Origin of the sequence: Nocardia mangyaensis (genome assembly GCF_001886715.1) — a bacterium.
Classification (GTDB): Bacteria; Actinomycetota; Actinomycetes; order Mycobacteriales; family Mycobacteriaceae; genus Nocardia; species Nocardia mangyaensis.
The window spans coordinates 642,911-662,521 of the sequence record NZ_CP018082.1; the positions used below are offsets into that span (position 1 = coordinate 642,911).

Consider the following 19,611-nt stretch of genomic DNA (forward strand, 5'->3'; position numbering starts at 1 on the left):
TATCCGCCGAGTGGCGAACGCCATCAGTGCCTGGTGATCAAGGGTCCAGGTTGACGGGTGACGGGCGGCGAACCGGCATGAGCGATACGCCCGCACTCGCCGTGCGCGACCAACTGCGTGCGTGCGAGTAGGTGGTTGCCGTTCCGGGCGGGGTGGGCGGCAGACTGGGTGGTGATGAAACTGCCTGAACTTCCCGATCTGCCGGTGCGGTCCGCGCTGGGGGAGATCGTCGCGACGCTGGCCGCGCGGGGTGTCGCCGTGCTGGTCGCGCCGCCGGGGACCGGGAAGACGACGCTGGTGCCGCTGGCGTTGGCGGCCGGAACGGCGGGGCGGGTCGTCGTGGCCGAACCACGGCGGTTGGCCGCGCGGGCGGCGGCGGCGCGGATGGCCTCGTTGCTGGGGGAGCGGGTCGGGGAGACCGTCGGATACTCCGTGCGCGGGGACCGGAAGGTGGGCCCGCGAACGCGGATCGAGGTGGTGACCTCCGGCCTGCTGGTACGGCGGCTGCAGCAGGACCCGGAGCTGTCCGGCGTCGACACCGTCATGCTCGACGAATGCCACGAGCGTCACCTCGACGCCGACCTCCTGCTGGCACTGCTGCTCGACGCCCGCGCAGGACTCCGCCCGGACCTGCGCGTCCTCGCCACCTCCGCGACGGTCGCTGCGGACCGCCTGGCGGAGTTGCTGGGCGCGGGGATGGCCGGGCCGTCCGCGCAATCGCCCGCCGGGGAGGCTTGGGGCGCGGAGGTGGTGGTGTCATCCGCCGACGCGGGACCGTTTTCGGCGCGGCCGGAATCCGGTGACGTCGCGGCGCGGCTGGACGGGCGATCGACGGCGCCGTTGGCGTCGGCACCACCTGTCGGCGGGGCTCGGCCGGACCCCGACGGGAGCTCCGCGACGGTGTCACGCCCAGGGCGTGCACCGGTTCTCGAAGTGCGGGGGAGAACCTATCCGGTCGAGATCGGGTATCTGCCCGCGCTGCGCCGGGAGCGGATCGAAGCGCAGGTCGCGCGGGCGACCCGGCACGCACTGTCGGCTGGTGTCGGGGACGTGCTGGTCTTTCTGCCCGGCGTCGGCGAGATCAACCGCACCGCGGGACTTCTGCGCGATCTCGACGATGTGGACGTGGTCGTGTTGCACGGCAGGCTCGGGGGCGGCATGCAGGATCTCGCCTTGCGTCCGGGTGCGCGCCGCCGCGTCGTCTTGTCCACGGCGATAGCCGAATCCAGCCTGACCGTGCCCGGTGTGCGCGCGGTCGTCGACTCCGGGCTTTCCCGTGTGCCCCGCGTCGACCATCGCCGCGGTCTGTCCGGCCTTGCGACAGTGCGGGTTTCGGCCGCGGTCGCCGAGCAGCGCGCGGGCCGGGCGGGCCGTGAAGCCCCCGGTCAGGCGTGGCGCTGCTGGCCCGAATACGAACACCACACCCTGCCCGCCTATCCCGAGCCGGAGATCCGCACCGCCGAATTGACCCGCCTCGCCTTGGAATTGGCCTGCTGGGGCACTCCCGACGGCTCCGCTCTCGCCTGGTGGGACGCCCCGCCGGAGGGGCCGCTCACTCTCGCCCGCACCACCCTGCGCACCCTCGGCGCTCTCGACCCCACCGGCCACATCACCCCCCGCGGCCGCGCCATGGCTGCCCTCGGCTTGCACCCCCGATTGGCCCGCGCCCTCCTCGACGGCGCCACCCGTGTCGGCCCGAAAGCCGCCGCCGAAATGGTCGTCCTCATGGACGACGACTCCCTCACCACCGCCACCGACGCCGCAGCTGCCCTCCGCGCCCTGCGCGCCGAACGCCCACCCCGCTGGACCAAAGAGGTCCAACGCCTGACCCGCCTGGTCACCGAACACCTCCCGTCGGCAGACCCCACGCCCACCTCACACCCGACCCTCGGCCCGAAGACCCCGGAACGCGATTCTTCGAACGCACCGCGCGACGGCACGAATCGCGGCCGAGGTGCGACCGAGGATGCCGCCGCGGCGCGTGGTGCTGTACCCGGCGCATCGGGTGCTTCCACGGGTGTTGGTGCTTCGCGGGGTGGCGCGGCCGGAGGTCCGGGCGCCGTAGTGGCGCGGAGTGCTGTGTCAGGTGCGGCCGGGAGTGCCGCTACAGCGGGTGCTGCTGTGTCCGGTGCGGCGGGTGCGGCAGGGGAAACCGCCGCGTTGTTGATCGCCTTGGCGCAGCCGGAACGGTTGGCGCGCAGGCGATCGGCGGGGTCGTCGACGTATCTCATGGCAGGGGGAACCGCGGTGACCTTGCCGCCGGGTGCTGGTCTCGCTGAGGCGGAATGGCTGGCGGTGGCGGTGGCCGATCGCGATCCGGGGCGGGCGGAGGGGCGAATTCGGTTGGCGGCCATCGCTGATGAGGAGCTGGCCAGGGAAGCCGCGCCGGGGTTGGTGACGCAGGTCGAGGAGGTGCGGTGGGACAGTGGCGATGTGGTCGCACGCCGGGTGGAGCGATTCGGCGCGATCACGCTGTCGGACAAGCCGCTACGCGAACCGGATCGGGCGCTGCTCGCCGAGGCGGTGCGGCAGGGCCTGCGTACCGACGGCCTCGACCTGCTGCGCTGGGATGCCGACGCGCGCACCCTGCGTCAACGTCTCGACTTCCTCCACCGCGCCCTCGGCGCGCCATGGCCCGCCGTCGACGACGACGCCCTGCTCGCCGACCTCGACGCCTGGCTCGGCCCCGAACTGTCCACCGCCCGCCGCCGTCGCGACCTCACGCGCATCGATGCGGGCACCGCCCTGCGCCGTCTGCTCCCGTGGCCGGAAGCCACCCGCCTCGACGAACTCGCCCCCGAACGCCTGGAAGTACCCTCCGGCAGCCGCATCCGCCTCGACTACTCCGCCGACCAGCCGATCCTCGCGGTCAAGGTGCAGGAGATCCTCGGCTGGACCGCGCCACCCGCCCTCGCCGACGGCCGCGCCCACCTCGTCCTCCACCTGCTGTCCCCGGCCCAGCGCCCCGTCGCCGTCACCGCCGACCTCCCCTCCTTCTGGCGCACCGGCTGGTCCCAGGTTCGCGCCGACCTGCGCGGCCGCTACCCCAAACACGCCTGGCCCGAAGACCCCACCACCGTCATCCCACACCGTGGCACCGCCCGCCGCGCCCAGCTGGACAAGTGATCACCACGCTCTGGTGCGAGCATCGCCCGAGTAACCACCGCCGCCACAGTGTGGTGATCAACCGTCCAGGTAATCCGGCCGACTGGTCCGGTGAACACCAGCTTGTGGTGTGGGTTTCGGCCGAGTAGCCGCCGCTACTGCCTGGTGATCGCTTGTCCGGATCGCCCCACGCGCGGCTGGACAGGGCGGAACCGCGCTGATCTTCGAGTGTCAGGCGGCACGGGCGGCGAGGAGATCGCCCGCGGCGCTGAGGATGGGGCGGAAGCCGGCGGTGGTGAGCTGGTGGGTGAGTTCGGCGGGGGTGGGTTTGGGGCTGGTGGAGGGGGCGGTCGGGGCGCCGTAGCCATAGCAGAGCCAGACCCGGCCGGTGGGGGAGAGACAGTCGCGGATCAGGTTCCATTCGGCGTGGGCGGGTTTGGTCCAGAAGACGTTGACGTTCACCGCGAAGATCAGATCGAACCCGTCGGCGCCGCGATCGAGTTCGCCCAGCAGCCGATCCGGCCGGATCGAGCCGATCGCGCCCTCGACGAGCCGGATCTTGCCGGCGGCCAGCTCATCGGGACAGCGCGCGCGGGCGCGAGTCAGCGCGGCCGCGGAGCGGTCGAGGCCGACGACACGGCCCGTACTCAACCGTGCCGCCACCCGCCCGAGTGAGGCCCCTGGTCCAGGCCCCAACTCGAGCACCTGGTCACCCGGGCGCACACCCATGAGATCGGCCAGCCAGTCGAACCGCATGTCATCGGACATCAGTGACCTCGCTCCTCGCGCACGACTTCCCACCTCGCGCACCCGATCGCTCACCCATCAACCCATCGTCGCACCGCACGCTCCGGTGCCGGGGCAACCTGGCGCGCGGCGGGTCGAGCAGCCTCGGCAGTTCGAGTCGGCAGGGCGCGCGCGATCGTCGCTCGACGGAGGGCGTTCGGTGGTCGACCGGAGACCGTTGGGCGTGTGCCCGGTAGTGGGCTGTGTGCTCGGTCGTCGCCGCGCCGCGAGGTCCGGTGGCGGCGGGGCCATGCTGTGGGTGCTGCTCGGCCGCAGCGGACGGGGTCGTCAGCCCGGGAGGACGTGTTGCGGCCAGTCGGCGGGTCCCGGTGGATCGGTGGGGAGGCGGGCGGCGCGCCATTCGTCGACGCGGACGCCGCGCTGGACACTGGCGGAGCGGGCGAGACCCTCGTACTGGAAGCCGTTGCGGCGGGCGACTGCGGCGGATGGGTGGTTGCCGACGAACGCGCGCCAGGCGATGCGGGCCAGCGCGAGGCCATCGGGGGCGAAGCCGAAATCGCAGACCAGGGCGACGGCGCGCGACATCAGGCCTCGACCACGGTGCTCGGGAGTGAGCCAGAAGCCGATCTCGCACATGTCGGCTCCACGGTCGTGGAGCCCGATCATGCCTTCTACCTGGCCGTCCTCGGCGGTGCGGACGGCCCAAACCGGTGTATCGCCCGCCCAACCGGGTGCCACGGCCTTGTCGAGGAACGACTCGGCGTCTGACCGGTGGTACGGGACGGGGATGGTCACCCAGCGCTGCACCTCGGGGTCCTGGCAGCACTCGACGATGCGGTCGATGTCGGCGCCGGTCGGGCGGGTGAGCCAGACCGTGCCGTCGGTGAGCGTGTGCTCGTACATCTGGCCATCCTGGCAGTCGACGCCCGGATTCTCAGCAGGTTTTCCGGTCCGTAGGATCGGCGGCGATGGTTTCCCTTTTTCTCGCCGACCTGTTCGAATCGCATCGAGCTCATCTGCTTTCGGTCGCCTACCGGCTCACCGGAAGTGTCGGCGACGCCGAGGACGCGGTGCAGGAGAGCTGGCTGCGCATGGCGGGGGTGCACCAGTCCGAGATCGAGGACCTGCGCGCCTGGCTCACCGCGGTGGTCGGCCGGATCTGCCTCGACCACCTGCGCAGCGCGGCGGTTCGCCGGGAAGCCTATGTGGGGCAGTGGCTTCCGGAGCCGATCGTCAGCGCTGCCGTGCCCTCGCGCACTCCCGACCCACTCGATGTGGTGGTGCGCAACCAGGACAGCCGGATGGCGGCGATGGTGGTGCTCGACGCGCTCACCCCGCAGCAGCGAGTCGCGCTGGTCCTGCACGACGGCCTGTCGGTGCCGTTCGACGAGATCGCCGAGATCCTGGGCGTCACCGCCGATGCCGCACGGCAATTGGCGGTGCGAGCCCGCGCGACGGCGGCCCGCGCGCCGGAACCGGTCGACGACGAGGTGCACGACGCGGCGGTGCGGCGGTTCCTCGCGGCCCTGGCCACCGGCGATGTCGCAGCGGTGGCGGCCACCCTGCATCCGGACGCCACCTTCACCGCCGACGCGGGCGGTACCACCAAGACGGCGCTCGATGTCGTTGTGGGAGCGGAGAAGATCGCGCGGCTCGCGCTGGGACTGTGGCGTGCACACGAGCGGGACCAGGTGCTGGAGCTGGGTTTCGCGGTGGTCAACGGGCAAACGGGACTGGTGCTCACCGACCCGAATTCGCCCTTCGGGCGGCCGGTGCGCGTGCTCGGCTTCGTGGTCAAGGATCAAAAGATCTGGGCGACTTACGATTTCGCCAACGTTCTGAAATTGTCGGGCGCGCGGTTACGTTGACCCGCATCGGACCGGACCCGCGCGATCCGGTCCGATGCGCTGAGGGTCTACGGGTAGGTGGACCCCCAATTGTGGTTTCCGGTCGACGATCCGAGGTTGAAATCGCCGGTCGAGGAGCCCATGTTGTTGTCCGGTGTGGCCGAACCGGCGAAGTAGTCGACGATCGGGTTGGCGAACAGGTGTTCCTGGATGAACCGCAGGGCCGAACCGGCTACCTCCGACGCAGCCGGTTGCAGGATGAATTCGAGCAGAGGTGAGGCCATGGAGCGCCCCTTTCGATATGCCACCACGCTGTGGTGTGTGAGGTAGAACACGGCGAGGCTAGCTGAGGTTGGGTCACCGCACAATAGCGCAGGTCAACTAGGCAAAACGTTTGTGAAACATAGGTGTTCGCTATCGTTCGGCAACGTCGGTGAAAAGTGGGTTACGCTGCGGGGATGCCGCCTGTGCCGCCCACTGTCGCCCGCCTGCGCCCGTTCGGATCGACCATCTTCGCCGAGATGACCGAACTGGCCGTCCGCCACGACGCGGTGAATCTGGGCCAGGGATTTCCCGACACCGACGGACCGGCGGGCATGCTCGAGGTGGCCCGCGCCGCCATCGCCGACGGGCTCAACCAGTACCCGCCGGGGCGCGGCATGCCGGTGCTGCGCGCCGCGATCGCGCGGGACCGGGCCCGTCGCTACGGCACCGTCTACGACCCGGCGACCGAGGTGCTGGTGACCGTCGGCGCCACCGAGGCGATCAGCGCCGCCGTGCTCGGCCTGGTCGAACCGGACCAGGAGGTGGTGCTGATCGAGCCGTACTACGACTCCTACGCCGCCGCCGTCGCGCTGGCCGGTGCGCGGCGGCGCACCGCGCGCCTGGTGCCCGACGGTGCTCGCTTCGTCCTCGATCTGGACAGTCTGCGGGCCGCGATCACCCCGAAAACCCGTATGCTGGTGATCAATTCGCCGCACAACCCCACCGGCTCGGTGCTCGATCGCGCGGATCTCACCGCCATCGCCGACCTGGCTCGTGAACGCGATCTGCTGGTGCTGGCCGACGAGGTGTACGAGCACCTCGTCTACGACGGCACCGAGCACATCAGCATCTCCACGCTGCCGGGTATGCGGGATCGCACGGTCGTGGTCTCCAGTGCCGCGAAGACTTTCAATGTCACCGGCTGGAAGATCGGCTGGGCGTGCGCACCCGCGCCGCTGCTCGACGGCGTACTCGCGGCCAAGCAGTTCCTCACCTTCGTCGGCGGCGGTCCGTTCCAGCCCGCCGTCGCCCACGCGATCACCGATGAGCACGACTGGATCCGCGAGCTGCGTGACAGCCTCTCCGACAAGCGGCTACGCCTCTCGGCCGCGTTGCGCGACACGGGTTTCGGCGTCTGCGCCAGCTCCGGCGGCTACTTCGTCTGCGCCGACATCCGCCCACTCGGCGCCGAGGACGGCATGGCGTTCTGCCGCGAACTACCCGCTCGATCGGGTGTCGCCGCCGTCCCGATCAGCGTCTTCGCCGACCATGCCGACGACTGGAAACACCTGGTGCGCTTCACCTTCAGCAAGCGCGACGAGACCATCGACGAGGGCGTCCGTCGCCTCCGTGCGGGAATCACGCTGCCCGACCCCACATCACCCGCCCAGGTGGACGGTGGACAAATGGGCGCTCAGGGAGATATCGGCTGAGCAGCGACGCCGCCAGTGCCGGGTGATCAATCGGCCGGCACTGGCGGCGGCGGCGAGTCGAGCGACACCGACTGATGGGCCCGGTGTGGCCGAAATCGCGGCCGCCGAGGTGGGCGGGCCGGTGCCGCGGACCGTCAGTCGCGGGCGTGGCGGGCGAGGGGGGCATGCCATTGATAGTGGCGAGCCAGGAGTCGGAAGCCGATGGCCCCTGCGGCGGCCAGCAGGCCGGTCCAGGCTCGATAGAGGTCGAAGTGCAGGAGGGTGGCGGTGGCGGCGGCGCCGAAGAGGGCGGGGATGGCGTAGAGGTCCTGGTCGGGTCGCAGGACGGAGGGCACTTCGCCGGTGAGGACGTCGCGCAGGACGCCGCCGCCGATGGCGGTGGTCATGCCGAGTAGCGCGGCGGTGGGGGCGGCGAGCCCGGCGTGGTAGGCGATCACCGTGCCGGTGACGCAGAACAGGCCGAGCCCGATGGCGTCGGCGACCTCGAGCGGCCCCTTGGTGAGGCGGCGTGAGGGTGCGATGAAGTAGAGAATGAGCGCGGTGATCAGCGCGGCGTACAGGTAGGTCAGATTCGTGAACGCCGCCGGTGGGGTTCGCCCGATCAACAGATCGCGCACGATGCCCCCGCCGAGCGCCGTCGCGCACGCCAGCACCGCCATCCCGAACAGGTCCAGCCGCTTGCGTACCGCGGCCAGCGCTCCCGAGGCCGCGAACGCGATCACCCCCATGAGCTCGCCACTGCGATGCACCCCCGCCACCGCCGATTCCAGCCCGGCCACCGACGGTCCAGCCGTGACCACCGCCACCAGCACTCCACCACTCACGACACACTCCTCTCGCCGACCCCGATGCAGCGTGACACGTCAGCGGTCGTGGACTCGCATCCACCCGCACCGCGCGTCGCAGGTCACCACGCCCACCGCCAATGCGCATCACCAGGTTGTGGCTGCGGTAGCCACTCGGGCGATACCGCCACCACAACCTGGTGATCGGATGTCCAGCTAGGCGGGGACGGGGCGGGTGCGGTCGGTGGCCACCAGGACCGCGATGGCGCCGAGGGCGGTGCCCATGAGGTAGCGCTGGGTGCGCAGCCAGAGGGGGCGGGCGGTGAGGAAGGCGGCCAGTCCCGCAGCGCCGAGGACGATGAGGGCGTTGACGGTGAGCGCGACGGTGATCTGCACGGCCCCCAGCGACAGGCTCTGCAACCAGAGCGCGCCCATCGACGGGTCGACGAACTGAGGGATCAGCGCCATGTACATGATCGCGATCTTGGGGTTGAGCAGATTGGTCACCAAGCCCATGGTGAACAGGCGCCGCGTCGGGTCGTGCGGCAGTTCGGCGGGGGCGAACACCGAGATCCCGCCCGGCCGGATCGCCTGCCAGGCCAGCCACAGCAGGTACGCCGCACCCGCCAGCTTCACCGCCGTGTACAGCCCCGGCACCACCGCGAACACCGCCGTGATCCCCACGGTCGCCGCCACGAGGTAGACCCCGAACCCGGCCGCGACCCCGGCCAGCGACACCATTCCCGCCCGGCGCCCCTGCGCGACGGTCCGCGACACCAGATACATCATGTTCGGCCCCGGCGTCAGCACCATGCCGAGCGCCGCCGCGCCAACCCCGAGAACCGCCGTTGTCTGAAGCACCTCCAGAGCCTGCCCCGACCACCCGCACCGTGTCGCGGTCCAGTCGACACCTGCTGGACCCCCGTCCGGCTCGGTCACCCCAGCCATCGCCGCTGTCGTCGGTGCCACCCACGGCAGCCACCGCCGCCACCACCGTTGGGCGCGCACCGGCTCGGCCTGGACAGGATCGGTGAGGGCGCGATCGGGTGTCGTGCACAGGCACCACCTTCTTCGCCCAGGTCATGTCGGTCCCGATCCGTACAATCGAACAAGGCCACCCACCGCCCCAAGGACAACCAAGCAGCCGCCCAGCCCGCCCAACGCGCCACCCACGTTTTCGGCCGCCCCGGATCCGAGGGGCGAGACGTAACGGCGAAGCCGGAGTATCGCCCCTCGGATTCGGGGTTACGAGGCCGAAAACCGCGGCGCCAGCCGCCAAAGAACACAGGAGCAACGTGTGACCGACGGTCCTTTGATCGTGCAGAGCGACAAGACCCTGCTGCTCGAGGTCGACCACGAGCTGGCAGGCACCGCGCGCCAGGCCATCGCGCCGTTCGCGGAGCTGGAGCGCGCGCCCGAACATGTGCACACCTACCGCATCACCCCGCTCGCGCTGTGGAACGCCCGCGCGGCGGGCCACGACGCCGAGCAGGTGGTTGACGCGCTGGTGAACTTCTCCCGCTACGCGGTGCCACAGCCGCTGCTGGTCGACATCGTCGACACGATGGGCCGCTACGGCCGGTTGCAGCTGGTCAAGCATCCCGCGCACGGCCTGTGCCTGGTGAGCTTGGACCGCGCGGTGCTCGAGGAGGTGCTGCGGCACAAGAAGATCGCGCCGATGCTGGGCGCGCGCCTCGACGACGACACGGTGATCGTGCACGCGTCCGAGCGCGGCCACATCAAGCAGATGCTGCTGAAGATCGGCTGGCCCGCCGAGGACCTGGCCGGCTACGTCGATGGTGAGGCCCACGACATCGGCCTCGACTACTCCGAGGGCAAGTGGCACCTGCGCGACTACCAGGAGATGGCCACCGACTCGTTCTGGGCGGGCGGTTCGGGTGTGGTGGTGTTGCCGTGTGGTGCGGGCAAGACGATGGTCGGCGCCGCCGCGATGGCCAAGGCCAAGGCCACCACGCTGATCCTGGTCACCAATACCGTGGCGGGCAGGCAGTGGCGGCGCGAGCTGCTGGCGCGTACCACGCTGACCGAGGACGAGATCGGCGAGTACTCCGGCGAGCGCAAGGAGATCCGCCCGGTCACCATCGCCACCTACCAGGTGATCACCCGCAAGTCGAAGGGTGAGTACAAGCACCTCGAGCTGTTCGACAGCCGCGACTGGGGCCTGGTGATCTACGACGAGGTGCACCTGCTGCCCGCGCCGGTCTTCCGGATGACCGCCGACCTGCAGTCCCGGCGTCGCCTGGGCCTCACCGCCACCCTCGTGCGCGAGGACGGTCGCGAGGGTGACGTGTTCTCGCTGATCGGCCCCAAGCGCTACGACGCGCCGTGGAAGGACATCGAGGCGCAGGGCTGGATCGCCCCCGCCGACTGTGTCGAGGTGCGGGTCACGCTCACCGACGCCGAACGGATGGCCTACGCCACGGCCGAACCGGAGGAGCGCTACAAACTGTGCTCGACCGCGCGTACCAAGATCCCGGTGGTCGAGTCCATCCTGGCCCGCCATCCCGGCGCGCCGACCCTGGTGATCGGCGCCTATCTCGACCAGCTCGAGGAGCTCGGCATCGACTTGAACGCCCCCGTGATCACCGGCGCCACCAAGAACCGCGAGCGCGAGTCGCTGTTCGACGCGTTCCGCTCCGGGGAGATCCCGGTGCTGGTGGTGAGCAAGGTGGCCAACTTCTCCATCGACCTGCCGGAAGCCTCGGTGGCGGTGCAGGTTTCGGGAACCTTCGGGTCGCGGCAGGAGGAGGCCCAGCGCCTCGGCCGGCTGTTGCGCCCGAAACAGGATGGGGGACAGGCGCATTTCTACTCGGTGGTCGCACGCGACACCCTCGACGCCGAGTACGCCGCGCATCGTCAGCGGTTCCTGGCCGAACAGGGGTACGCCTACCGCATCACCGATGCCGACGATCTGCTCGGCCCGCCCATCGGCGACGGGGTATGAGCGGCGCGTAGCGCTGATCGCCAGGTCGAATGGGGGTAGCGTGCGATGTGCGAACCCCTCGGCAGATAAGCGGAGGCAACTCCTCCGTAACTTGTGCTAGGAAGGACATCGTGCGCCGTTTCGAATTCGTGGTCGACCGTGAGCACGCGCACGCGGTCAACGAGACGTTCACCGGGTTGCGCCGATTGCGTGTGGTCGCCCTGCTCGTGGCCGGACTCGCCGTCGCCGCCACGGCCGCACTGCTGTGGAGCGGAGAAGCCTGGGGGTATCTGCTCGCCGGGGTCTGCGTGCTCGTCACGGCCATCGCGCTGTGGGTCGCGCTGTGGACGCCGCATCGCTCCAGCATCGAAAAGCTCTACCACGAGGGTGCTCTGGTGCCCGCCGTGGTCACCGACACCGGACCCTACGGCTTCGTCCTGCTCGCCCTGGTCGACATCGCCGAACCCGCCGCGCCCACCCGCAGCTGGGCGCTGATCACCCGCCGGGTACGCACGTTGCCCGGCCACGCGCCGCAACGCGGTGAACGCGTGCCCGCCGTCGCGGTGCGCACCGACCGTGCCCCGCGCCAGGTCGGCGAGCGCTGGCAGCTGGTCACCGCGATGCCGATCGCCTGGGGTACCCGCGACAGCGCGGTGATCGAGCAGGCGCGCAGCGCCATCACCGAGATCGAATGGCAGCTGCTCGCCGAGAACCTCACGCTGGCCACCCGGGTGCGCCGCACGGCCACCAGGCGGCTGCTGCTCGACCCGCGGCAGCTGCCCGACGGCCTGGGCTGAGGCAGCCGCCGCGCGACTGCCACGATGGTCGGGTCAGCGAGACCGCTCCGGCGAAAGGTGTCATCGACATGCGTTGGTCGGCTGTGGTGTGCGCGGTGTGCGCGACGCTGGTGTTGAATGCCCCGCCGGTGACGGCGGATCCGGCGCTGATCGGCGCGCCCGGCCTCGGCGATCCCTACTATCCGGCCGACGGCAACGGCGGCTACGACGTGCGCCACTACGACCTCACCATCGACTACGAGCCGCTCACCCACCACCTGCGCGGCACGGCCCGTATCGATGCCACCGCGACCCAGCCGCTGGCCCAGTTCAACCTCGACTACCGCGGACCCGAGGTGCTGATGGTGACCGTCAACGGGCAGCCCGCGGGCTTCACCCGCGACGGCGAGCAGGAACTGGTCGTCACCCCGCTGGTGGCGCTACCGCCGGGGCTGCCGATGCGGATCATCGTCGACTACGCCGGGCAGACGGCAGACACCGAGGGCGAGGGCTGGACCTGGGCGCCCAGCGGCGGCGCGTTCGCGGTCGGTCAGCCGCACAGCGCCAGTACCTGGTACCCACTCAACGACACTCCGCTGGACAAGGCGACTTTCACGCTGCACGCGCGGGTGCCCGCCGACTGGGAGGTGATGTCCATCGGCGAGCGCACCGAGCACGCGGTGCGTGATGGCCGCCTGCACACGACCTGGGAGGCCCGCCAGCCCGTCATCGGGTACCTGACCACCGTCGCGATCGACCACTTCACCTTCCTGGAACAGCGCAGGGCCGACGGCACTCCGGTGCTGAGCGCTTTCGCCCCGGGCGCGCAGCACAACCGCGAGGACGAGCGGCGGCTGCCGGAGATCCTCGACTTCCTCGAAAGCCTTTACGGCCCCTACCCGTTCGACGTCGCCGGTGGCATCTACGTCGACACGAAGATCCCGTTCTCCCTGGAAACCCAGACCCGCCCGGTCTACGCGCCGTGGGCCGATCTCGACACCGTGGTGCACGAACTGGCCCACCAGTGGTGGGGCGACACCGTGTCGGTGCGGCAGTGGTCCGACATCTGTCTCAACGAGTGCCTCGCCAGTTACACCGCCGAGGTCCTCTGGCCCGAGCGGATCGACGGCGCCGATGTCGACGCGGAGTATCGCGAGCAGATCGCGAAATACCTTGACAAGGAAGGATTCTGGGATGTCGCCCTCGCCAGCCCCGGCGTCGGCAACGAGTTCACCTCCGTCTACTACCGCGGCCCGCTGTTCCTGCACGCGCTGCGCAAGTTCATCGGCGACGACGTGTTCTTCACGGCCCTGCGCGATTTCGTGGCCGAGCATCGCGACGGCAATGCCTCGATGCCGGAGTTCCGGGAATTCCTGCAGAGCCGAACCACCCTGCCGCTCACCGAGTTCCTCGCCGAATGGCTCGACACAACGACCGCGCCACGGGAAGACTTCCTGTTCCCCGGCACCCTGCGTCGCTGAGGGTCAGTCCTCGTCGAGACGGGCGCGAGCGCGGTCCACCCAGCGCTGCATACGGTCGAATTGGCTTCGGGCGGCAGTGGACTCACCGCGTGCGCGATGCTCGGCCGTGCGGGCGAAATGACGTTGCTGTTCAGCGTGTTCGAGCGCGTCGCGCAATTCGGCGATGCGACTCTCGACCTCGTCGAGATCCGATTTCGCCTGACGCGCGGCCGATTCGGCTTCCTCACGGGTCGAACGAGCGGCGTCGAGGGCGGATTCGGCGTCGGCCAACTCCTGCTGTGCCTCGGCACGGCGGGTCGCCAAGGCGTCCTCCTGCGACGGTCCCGCGCGGCGGCGGGCCCGCGTGGCCGACCCGCTCGCCTTGCCGCCGGTGATCGCGACCAGCCCCGCCGGGCCGAAGCCGTCATAGGTCAGCGCGGTCGGCAGGACACCGGCACGCACCCGATCGGCGACCTCGGGATCGGCGAGCGCGGCGGTCAGCGTCTGGCCGACCTCGCGCAGCACCTGCTCACTCGCCGGGCGATCGTGCTCGGCGGCCAGTTCGCCCGCGCGCTTGGTCATCGCGTTGACCACCTGCTGGCGCTGATTGCCCAGCGCGCGCAACTTGTCGCCGGAGAGCTGGCGCTGGGCCGAACGCAGCGCAGCGCCCAGATCCAGCAGCGCCGCGATCTCCGTCGGCGCGTGCCGGGCCAGCAGGTTCACCGTCCATGCCGCGACCGTTGGTTTGCGCAATGCGGTGATGGCCTCGGCCAGCGCGCGGTCGCCCTCGGCCCTGGCGGCGGCGGCCCGTTCGGTGCGGGTCGCCACGAAGACGCCGGGGTCGAGGCCGTACAGCTCGCCTGCGACATCATCGAGTGTCATCGGTGTCGATGGTAACCAGGCGACGGTCCGAGCACGAGCGATGCGGACTTGGGTATCGTCACCGGCGGTCATGTTCGCCTGAACTGTTCGGTGAGTGAGGTTTTCAGTGAAGTACCCAGGAAAGCGACTGTTGGCACGGCTCGTGTTCGCCCCCGTGGCGGCGGTCGCACTGGTCGGGGCGGCCGTCGCGTGCTCGTCGGCGGACGATTCGGCCGCCGGTGACACGGTCGCGGTGGGGTCCTGCGTCGAGGTCACCGACAACGCGGTCGAGGCGATGACCGCGACGCTCGGCGACTGCTCCTCGGCCACCGCCGACTACCGGATCGTGCGCACCGGCGCCGCCCCGCTGACCTGCGCCGCCGACAACGCGACCTTCGACGGCACGGTCGGCACCACCGAGACCGGCCTGTGCCTGGCGCCCAACTTCGCCCAGGGCAGCTGCTACGCCGACGCGGGCACGCGCCCGGCGACCGCGATCGACTGCACGGCGCCGGAGGCGACGTTCAAGGTGGTCAAGCGGATCGACGGGGAGACCGACGAACTGCTGTGCGATATGGACGCGACGCAGTTCCGAACGGTGCCGGATCCGAAGACGACTTTCTGCTTGGCCAAGCCGTAATTTCGGAGGGCTGGCGCGCTCGAGTCGCGGCCCCGAGGGGCCGCGACCGGCCACTGCGTGGCCGCCGCTCCTCGGGGTCGCGGGTGCGGGGCTGGTAGTGCGGTCATGGCGGACCTGGGTGGCTGGGAGTGCGGTAGGTGGCCGACTTCGGGCTGGGGATGTGGCAGGTGGAAGTCGCAAGTGGCGTTGTGTCGCTGGGCGTGCGGGTGGTGGTGGGCCTTGACTGGCACTCAGTCGAGTAGAGCTACTGAGGCTATGCGGTGGAGGGTGAAGTGTCTGGTGGCGCCGGAGACGGGGTCTATGGCGTCGAGTTGGCCGTTGCCCACTCGGAGGGGTTCCACTACGCGTTGGCTGGCTACGCCCTGGGCATCGACGTAGCCGATGTTGACGGGGCGGCCTACTCGGGCGGCCAATTGGAGTAGGGCGAGGGTGGCGGCGGTGCCGGTGCGGGTGCCGTCGGCGCGGACGGATTGGCCGGTGCGGGCTCCGGCGGCGCGTTCGCCCGCGCGGAGTTCGGTGACCAGCATGGTCAGCTGCTCGTCGCTGGGGGAGCTGGGGCGGTAGGGCTTGCGGGCCAGGGGGCGCACGGCGATGCGGGCGCCGCGGGGGCGCAGGTCGACGATGGTGCCCGCGGAATCCTCGCCGGCGGGGGCGAAACCGGCGGCGCGTAGCTGGTCCAGCATTTCGGCGAGGGGAGCCAGGGCGATCGCCACGGTGGGGGCGATCGCGCGCAGGGCCAGGGTTTCGGCGACGGGGGCGGCCAAGACCTGGGCGAGCAGGGCGGGGTCGTCGCTGCGGAGGAAGGACTGGGCCACACCTGCGCGCAGTTGGCCGTGCCTGCGGGCCACGTCGTCGATGAGGTAGGTCAGCGACTGGGGGACGGGGGTGCGGGAGTGGTTGGTGAACAGGGCGTGCAGCTCGGCGGCGGTGAGGCCGGCGTCGAGGGCGCGGCGCACCGAGGCGTCGCTCACGCGGTAGACGGTGGCCGCGCCCGCGGACTCCACATCGGCGACCAGCGCGATCCGGCCGCGCAGTTCGGGGACCAGCGGGCCGGGGGCGATCACGGTCAGGTCGGCCTGGACGAGCACGTGGTCGACGGGCTCGGGGAGTGCGGCGGCCATCTCGGCCTCGGCGTCGGCGATGCTGGTGGTCGCGCCGTGCAGCAGGGCACGCGCCGCCGAGTCCAGGGCGCCACGCCCGAGCAGGCCGACGGTGGCGGCCTCGGCCAGCGTGGCGGTCACCGTGTCGAGGCGGAAGTGCCTGCGCCGCCGCGGCATCCGCCAGGCCAGCAGCTTGCCGATATCGCGCGCGGTGAGCGCGGTGCCGGTGGGGTACTCGGCGAGCAGCGCCAGAATCTCCTGCCGGTCGCGCACGGCGTGCGGTATCCGCAGTTCGGCCGACAGCGCCGCGATCGGCTTGTCGGCGGCATCGCGCAGGCCGATCATCCACGGCATCCGGTCCAGGTCCAGCCAGGCTTGCGCCAGCACCACCCAGCGCGTTGCCGGCGGCGCGTCCAGCCAGGCGTCGGCGGCGGGTGTGGGGGCCCAGAAGTCATCGGTGGAGTCGAGATCGGGCTGTGGTTCCGGCAAGCCCTTCTCGACCAGTTTCGCCGCGGCGAGCAGTTCCAGCAGCAGGCCGGTGCGCTGCTCGTCGATCCCGGTCTGCTTGGTCAGCCTGCGCAACTCGCGCACCCCGAGCCCACCGGCGCGCAGCGCGGGAGCGGGCAGCTTGCCCAGCGCGTCGAGCAGATCGGTGCAGTCGCGCAGCAGCTCACCGACCTCACCGGCGCCGACCGCGTTCACCTCGGCGGGGGTGTGCTTGGTCAGTGCCGGTTTCGGCGGGGCGAGGGCGTGCGGGTCGGTCACCGGTTCGCCGCGCAGCAGCTGTCCGACGGTCACCGGCAGCTCGACGGTCTCGTCATCGATGCGGTGCAGCAGCCGGGCGGCGAGCAGTCGCGGCACCGGCCGCTCGGGTGCGGTACCGGGCGCGGCGTCCCTGGTCCGGCCCCGCGGCCCCGTGGTGGCCAGCTTCTCCAGCAGCGCCCGCTCGGCCGGACTCGCCTGTGCCAGCGCCGCGTTCGCCTCCGGCTCGGTGAGCGCGTCCGGGAGCACGGTCGTCGCGCCGAGCGGCCAGGGGAGGGCTTCGGCGGCCGAGGGAGTCAGGTGCAGGTCGTCCCCGACCTGCCAGACCAGCGCGCGGTCGAGCAGCCGGGTCAGCGCCGCGGTGAACGCGGTCTTGGTGACGCGATCCTTCAGCTGCGCGTGCAGTGTGGTGCGGGTCAGCGGGGTGAGCTCGGAACCGATCGTGCGCGCGTACTCGTTGGCCGTCAGCGCCTCGATGATCGCGAACTCGAGCGTGTCCAGCTCGTCGGCGGCCCGCAACACCGAGGCCCGCTGCTGGGCCCGCACCGCGAGTACCGACATCGACGCGGGCAACGGCACCGCCAGATCGGGGCGCAATTGCAGCAGTTTCACCAGCTGAGCGTCGGTGCGCGCACCGAGCCAATCGGCAAGTGAATCTGTCGCGATCATCCGATCCAGCGTACCTGCAGCGTCGGCAGCCCATGCCCCGGTTCTCGGGCGCCTCGATCTGGACTGACCAGAGGGTGCGAGAAGCCGCGGCGCCAGCCGCCATGTGAACCGCTATGTCAGAATGAGCCGGTGGTGAACAAATCGAAGAAGCCCTACGTCGACAACGGCTGGCCCGAGGTGGCCGACGGCGAGCACGCCGTGACCGAATTGTCGGCGACCCGCGCCGGTAACCTCTCGCCCTTCGGCGAGGACGCCGTGTTTCCCGTCCCGGCGGCCACGCTGCCGTACGTGCACCCCGAGACCACCATCAACCGGGTGTAGTTCGGACGGGAAAGACAAGAGCCCGCATCCTTCGAGGATGCGGGCTCTTGTTGTCTGCGGAGGCGCTCAGGAGGGCAGCAGGCCCTTGTTCGCCTCGAAGAAGTCGATCACGGCCGGGTCCAGCTGAGAACCCTTGGCGGCGTTGACGAAGTCGAGAGCCTGCTGCGGCACGGCGATGCCCTGCTGCTGCACCACGGTGAGGGCGCGGTCCACGGCCTGGAAGACTTCCTGGCTCGGATCCTGCACCTGCGGGGCGGTGACCTCGGGAACCCAGCTCGGGGTAGAGGGCACGGTGCGCTCGGTCGGACCGCTGCTCAGGCCCAGCTTGGCCGAGCAGGAGGGCCAAGCGCCCCAGCCCTGGGAGGCGAGAACCTTTTCGGCGACCGCGATCTGCTGTTCGCGGGTGGCGTTGTGCGCGGAAGCGGCGTACTGCCCGCCGCCGTGGGCGGTCCAGGTGGAGGGCGAGAACTGCAGCCCGCCCTGGTAGCCGTTGCCGGTGTTGATACCCCAGTTGCCGCCGGCTTCACACTGTGCGAGGCGATCCCAGTCGGAGTCGGGGGCCGCGCTGGCGTTTCCGGCGAGGGCTGCACTCGCGGTGCCGAAGATCGCGCCGGTGACGGCGACCTTGGCAACAGTGCGCCCGGTGGAAGTCGGCTTGCGGTGGCGTCCACTCATATCGGGTTTCTTCCTCTCGTGCGCACCTGCATGTGGTCCGGACTGAGAGGTCTCCCGGTCCGCCCTCACCCCTCGATTCCAATCGGGGTCCGGTACCCGCGGGGCGAGGTTCGGTGCGGCGGGCCGGTGGTTCCGGGGGTTGCCCCGGCTGAGAGAAACGGTACGACGGACCGCGGGGAAAGTCACTATTTGATAACCGGCGTGTACGGAGGGGTCTCGGGGTGGTCTCAGGGTCATCCCTGATGCCTTCGCCGCGTCCGCGCAGGTAGCTGCCGTGCCAGGTGTGCGCGACGGTTGCACGCTCACTTCGTGATCATGCTGTTATGTGATGAAGGTCACATACATGCCTGGGTAACGATCCGCCGGGGTAACCGGTTGACGCGTCAGCGGGCGCGGCGGCCCGACCACAGCGCGTATCCCAGCGCGAGCAGGAAGCCCACCGGCACCAACATCGCCAGCAGGTACAGCCACAGTCCCGGCCGCCCGTCGGTCACGAGCGGAGTCGCGAAGATGCCGATCACGGCGAGCACCCCGATCCCGACGAAGGCGACGGCGAGGTGCAGCAGGCGATCACTCGGGCGGCGGGGACCGGGCGAGGCGGGTGGAGGCGAGTTCGTCACCGGTGCACCGTAAAACTGATGTGCTCGCGGTATGGCGACCGGGGTAGACTCTGGGCACATCGCGTCCCGCCTTGTTGTGGGGCGCGTTCTTTTCGCGACAAGCAGACATGTGTAACCCGGGCCACAAGGGTTCGGGTATCGAATGATGAACGGGTGAGCGCAGTGCCGACCGGCCGGGTGAAGTGGTACGACGTCGAAAAGGGCTTCGGCTTCCTTTCCCAAGACGAGGGCGAGGACGTCTATGTCCGCTCGTCCGCGCTGCCCGACGGCGTCGAGGGGCTCAAGCCCGGACAGCGCGTCGAGTTCGGGATGGCCGCGGGCCGGCGCGGGCCGCAGGCGTTGAGCCTGAAGCTGCTCGAGGCCCCACCCACCGTGCGCGGCGATCGTGGCGCGCAGCCCGCCCGCAAGGACGCGGGCCCGCGCAAGTCGCCCGATGAGCTGCACGGCCTGGTCGAGGACATGATCACGCTGCTCGAGACCAAGGTGCAGCCGGACCTGCGCCGGGGCAAGTACCCGGATCGCAAGCTGTCACAGCGCATCTCCGAAGTGGTCCGTGCGGTAGCCCGCGAACTGGACAACTGAGCTTTTGGAGCGCTGGCGCG

Annotated in this window: 18 protein-coding genes; 9 read left to right on the forward strand and 9 right to left on the reverse strand. The window is 70.5% G+C overall.

All coding sequences use genetic code 11. The features are described 5' to 3' along the window. The first annotated feature begins 174 nt into the window (after positions 1 to 174). Positions 175 to 3,126, forward strand: a complete 2,952-nt coding sequence (locus tag BOX37_RS03015; protein WP_240505182.1) for an ATP-dependent RNA helicase — start codon at positions 175 to 177, stop codon at positions 3,124 to 3,126. Positions 3,127 to 3,336: 210 nt separating this feature from the next. Here the strand turns inward: BOX37_RS03015 and BOX37_RS03020 are convergent, their stop codons facing one another. Then, positions 3,337 to 3,873, reverse strand: coding sequence for a class I SAM-dependent methyltransferase (locus tag BOX37_RS03020; protein WP_071926263.1), 537 nt, complete (start codon positions 3,871 to 3,873; stop codon positions 3,337 to 3,339). Positions 3,874 to 4,179: 306 nt separating this feature from the next. Continuing rightward, positions 4,180 to 4,755: a GNAT family N-acetyltransferase gene (locus BOX37_RS03025; RefSeq protein WP_071926264.1), complete on the reverse strand. Its 576-nt coding sequence runs from the start codon at positions 4,753 to 4,755 to the stop codon at positions 4,180 to 4,182. A gap of 65 nt (positions 4,756 to 4,820) precedes the next feature. Between BOX37_RS03025 and sigJ the strand changes: the two genes are divergently transcribed. Further along, positions 4,821 to 5,720 (forward strand): RNA polymerase sigma factor SigJ, encoded by a 900-nt coding sequence (sigJ, locus tag BOX37_RS03030; protein ID WP_071926266.1) that lies wholly within the window; start codon positions 4,821 to 4,823, stop codon positions 5,718 to 5,720. 47 nt (positions 5,721 to 5,767) lie between these two features. Here the strand turns inward: sigJ and BOX37_RS03035 are convergent, their stop codons facing one another. Then, a complete protein-coding gene (locus BOX37_RS03035; RefSeq protein ID WP_071926267.1) occupies positions 5,768 to 5,983 on the reverse strand; it encodes a hypothetical protein in 216 nt (71 codons plus the stop codon). A gap of 174 nt (positions 5,984 to 6,157) precedes the next feature. Between BOX37_RS03035 and BOX37_RS03040 the strand changes: the two genes are divergently transcribed. Beyond that, positions 6,158 to 7,396: a pyridoxal phosphate-dependent aminotransferase gene (locus BOX37_RS03040; protein ID WP_071926269.1), complete on the forward strand. Its 1,239-nt coding sequence runs from the start codon at positions 6,158 to 6,160 to the stop codon at positions 7,394 to 7,396. 134 nt (positions 7,397 to 7,530) lie between these two features. On the opposite strand, the gene BOX37_RS03045 is transcribed toward BOX37_RS03040, so the two are convergent. After that, positions 7,531 to 8,124, reverse strand: a complete 594-nt coding sequence (locus tag BOX37_RS03045; protein ID WP_071931140.1) for a trimeric intracellular cation channel family protein — start codon at positions 8,122 to 8,124, stop codon at positions 7,531 to 7,533. A gap of 273 nt (positions 8,125 to 8,397) precedes the next feature. Continuing rightward, on the reverse strand, positions 8,398 to 8,994 hold the full coding sequence (locus BOX37_RS03050; protein ID WP_420811604.1) for a LysE family translocator: 597 nt from the start codon (positions 8,992 to 8,994) through the stop codon (positions 8,398 to 8,400). A 484-nt stretch (positions 8,995 to 9,478) separates the two neighbouring features. Here BOX37_RS03050 and BOX37_RS03055 point away from each other — a divergent pair, with 484 nt between their 5' ends. The 3 genes from BOX37_RS03055 (at position 9,479) to BOX37_RS03065 (ending at position 13,382) form a co-directional block, all read left to right on the forward strand. Then, positions 9,479 to 11,146: a DNA repair helicase XPB gene (locus BOX37_RS03055; protein WP_071926273.1), complete on the forward strand. Its 1,668-nt coding sequence runs from the start codon at positions 9,479 to 9,481 to the stop codon at positions 11,144 to 11,146. Positions 11,147 to 11,256: 110 nt separating this feature from the next. Further along, positions 11,257 to 11,922, forward strand: a complete 666-nt coding sequence (locus BOX37_RS03060) for a DUF3239 domain-containing protein (RefSeq protein ID WP_071926276.1) — start codon at positions 11,257 to 11,259, stop codon at positions 11,920 to 11,922. 68 nt (positions 11,923 to 11,990) lie between these two features. Continuing rightward, complete coding sequence (locus BOX37_RS03065) at positions 11,991 to 13,382, forward strand: M1 family metallopeptidase (protein ID WP_071926278.1); 1,392 nt, start codon at positions 11,991 to 11,993, stop codon at positions 13,380 to 13,382. 3 nt (positions 13,383 to 13,385) lie between these two features. On the opposite strand, the gene BOX37_RS03070 is transcribed toward BOX37_RS03065, so the two are convergent. Next, complete coding sequence (locus tag BOX37_RS03070) at positions 13,386 to 14,243, reverse strand: hypothetical protein (protein ID WP_071926280.1); 858 nt, start codon at positions 14,241 to 14,243, stop codon at positions 13,386 to 13,388. Between the two features lie 130 nt (positions 14,244 to 14,373). Between BOX37_RS03070 and BOX37_RS03075 the strand changes: the two genes are divergently transcribed. Next, a complete protein-coding gene (locus BOX37_RS03075) occupies positions 14,374 to 14,862 on the forward strand; it encodes an LppU/SCO3897 family protein (RefSeq protein WP_240505183.1) in 489 nt (162 codons plus the stop codon). A gap of 230 nt (positions 14,863 to 15,092) precedes the next feature. Here the strand turns inward: BOX37_RS03075 and BOX37_RS03080 are convergent, their stop codons facing one another. Continuing rightward, positions 15,093 to 17,393, reverse strand: coding sequence for a helicase-associated domain-containing protein (locus BOX37_RS03080; protein WP_071926283.1), 2,301 nt, complete (start codon positions 17,391 to 17,393; stop codon positions 15,093 to 15,095). Between the two features lie 129 nt (positions 17,394 to 17,522). On the opposite strand from BOX37_RS03080, the gene BOX37_RS03085 reads away from it, so the two are divergent. Next, the gene (locus BOX37_RS03085) at positions 17,523 to 17,714 is read left to right on the forward strand and encodes a hypothetical protein (RefSeq protein ID WP_071926286.1); all 192 of its coding nucleotides are present in this window, start codon (positions 17,523 to 17,525) and stop codon (positions 17,712 to 17,714) included. A 66-nt stretch (positions 17,715 to 17,780) separates the two neighbouring features. Here BOX37_RS03085 and BOX37_RS03090 read toward each other — a convergent pair whose 3' ends face one another. Together BOX37_RS03090 and BOX37_RS03095 are read right to left on the reverse strand one after the other, a co-directional pair. Further along, complete coding sequence (locus tag BOX37_RS03090) at positions 17,781 to 18,389, reverse strand: resuscitation-promoting factor Rpf1 domain-containing protein (RefSeq protein ID WP_071926288.1); 609 nt, start codon at positions 18,387 to 18,389, stop codon at positions 17,781 to 17,783. Positions 18,390 to 18,772: 383 nt separating this feature from the next. Continuing rightward, positions 18,773 to 19,009 (reverse strand): hypothetical protein, encoded by a 237-nt coding sequence (locus BOX37_RS03095; RefSeq protein WP_071926291.1) that lies wholly within the window; start codon positions 19,007 to 19,009, stop codon positions 18,773 to 18,775. 162 nt (positions 19,010 to 19,171) lie between these two features. Here BOX37_RS03095 and BOX37_RS03100 point away from each other — a divergent pair, with 162 nt between their 5' ends. Next, positions 19,172 to 19,591 (forward strand): cold-shock protein, encoded by a 420-nt coding sequence (locus BOX37_RS03100; RefSeq protein ID WP_206045850.1) that lies wholly within the window; start codon positions 19,172 to 19,174, stop codon positions 19,589 to 19,591. The last annotated feature ends 20 nt before the right edge of the window (positions 19,592 to 19,611 follow it).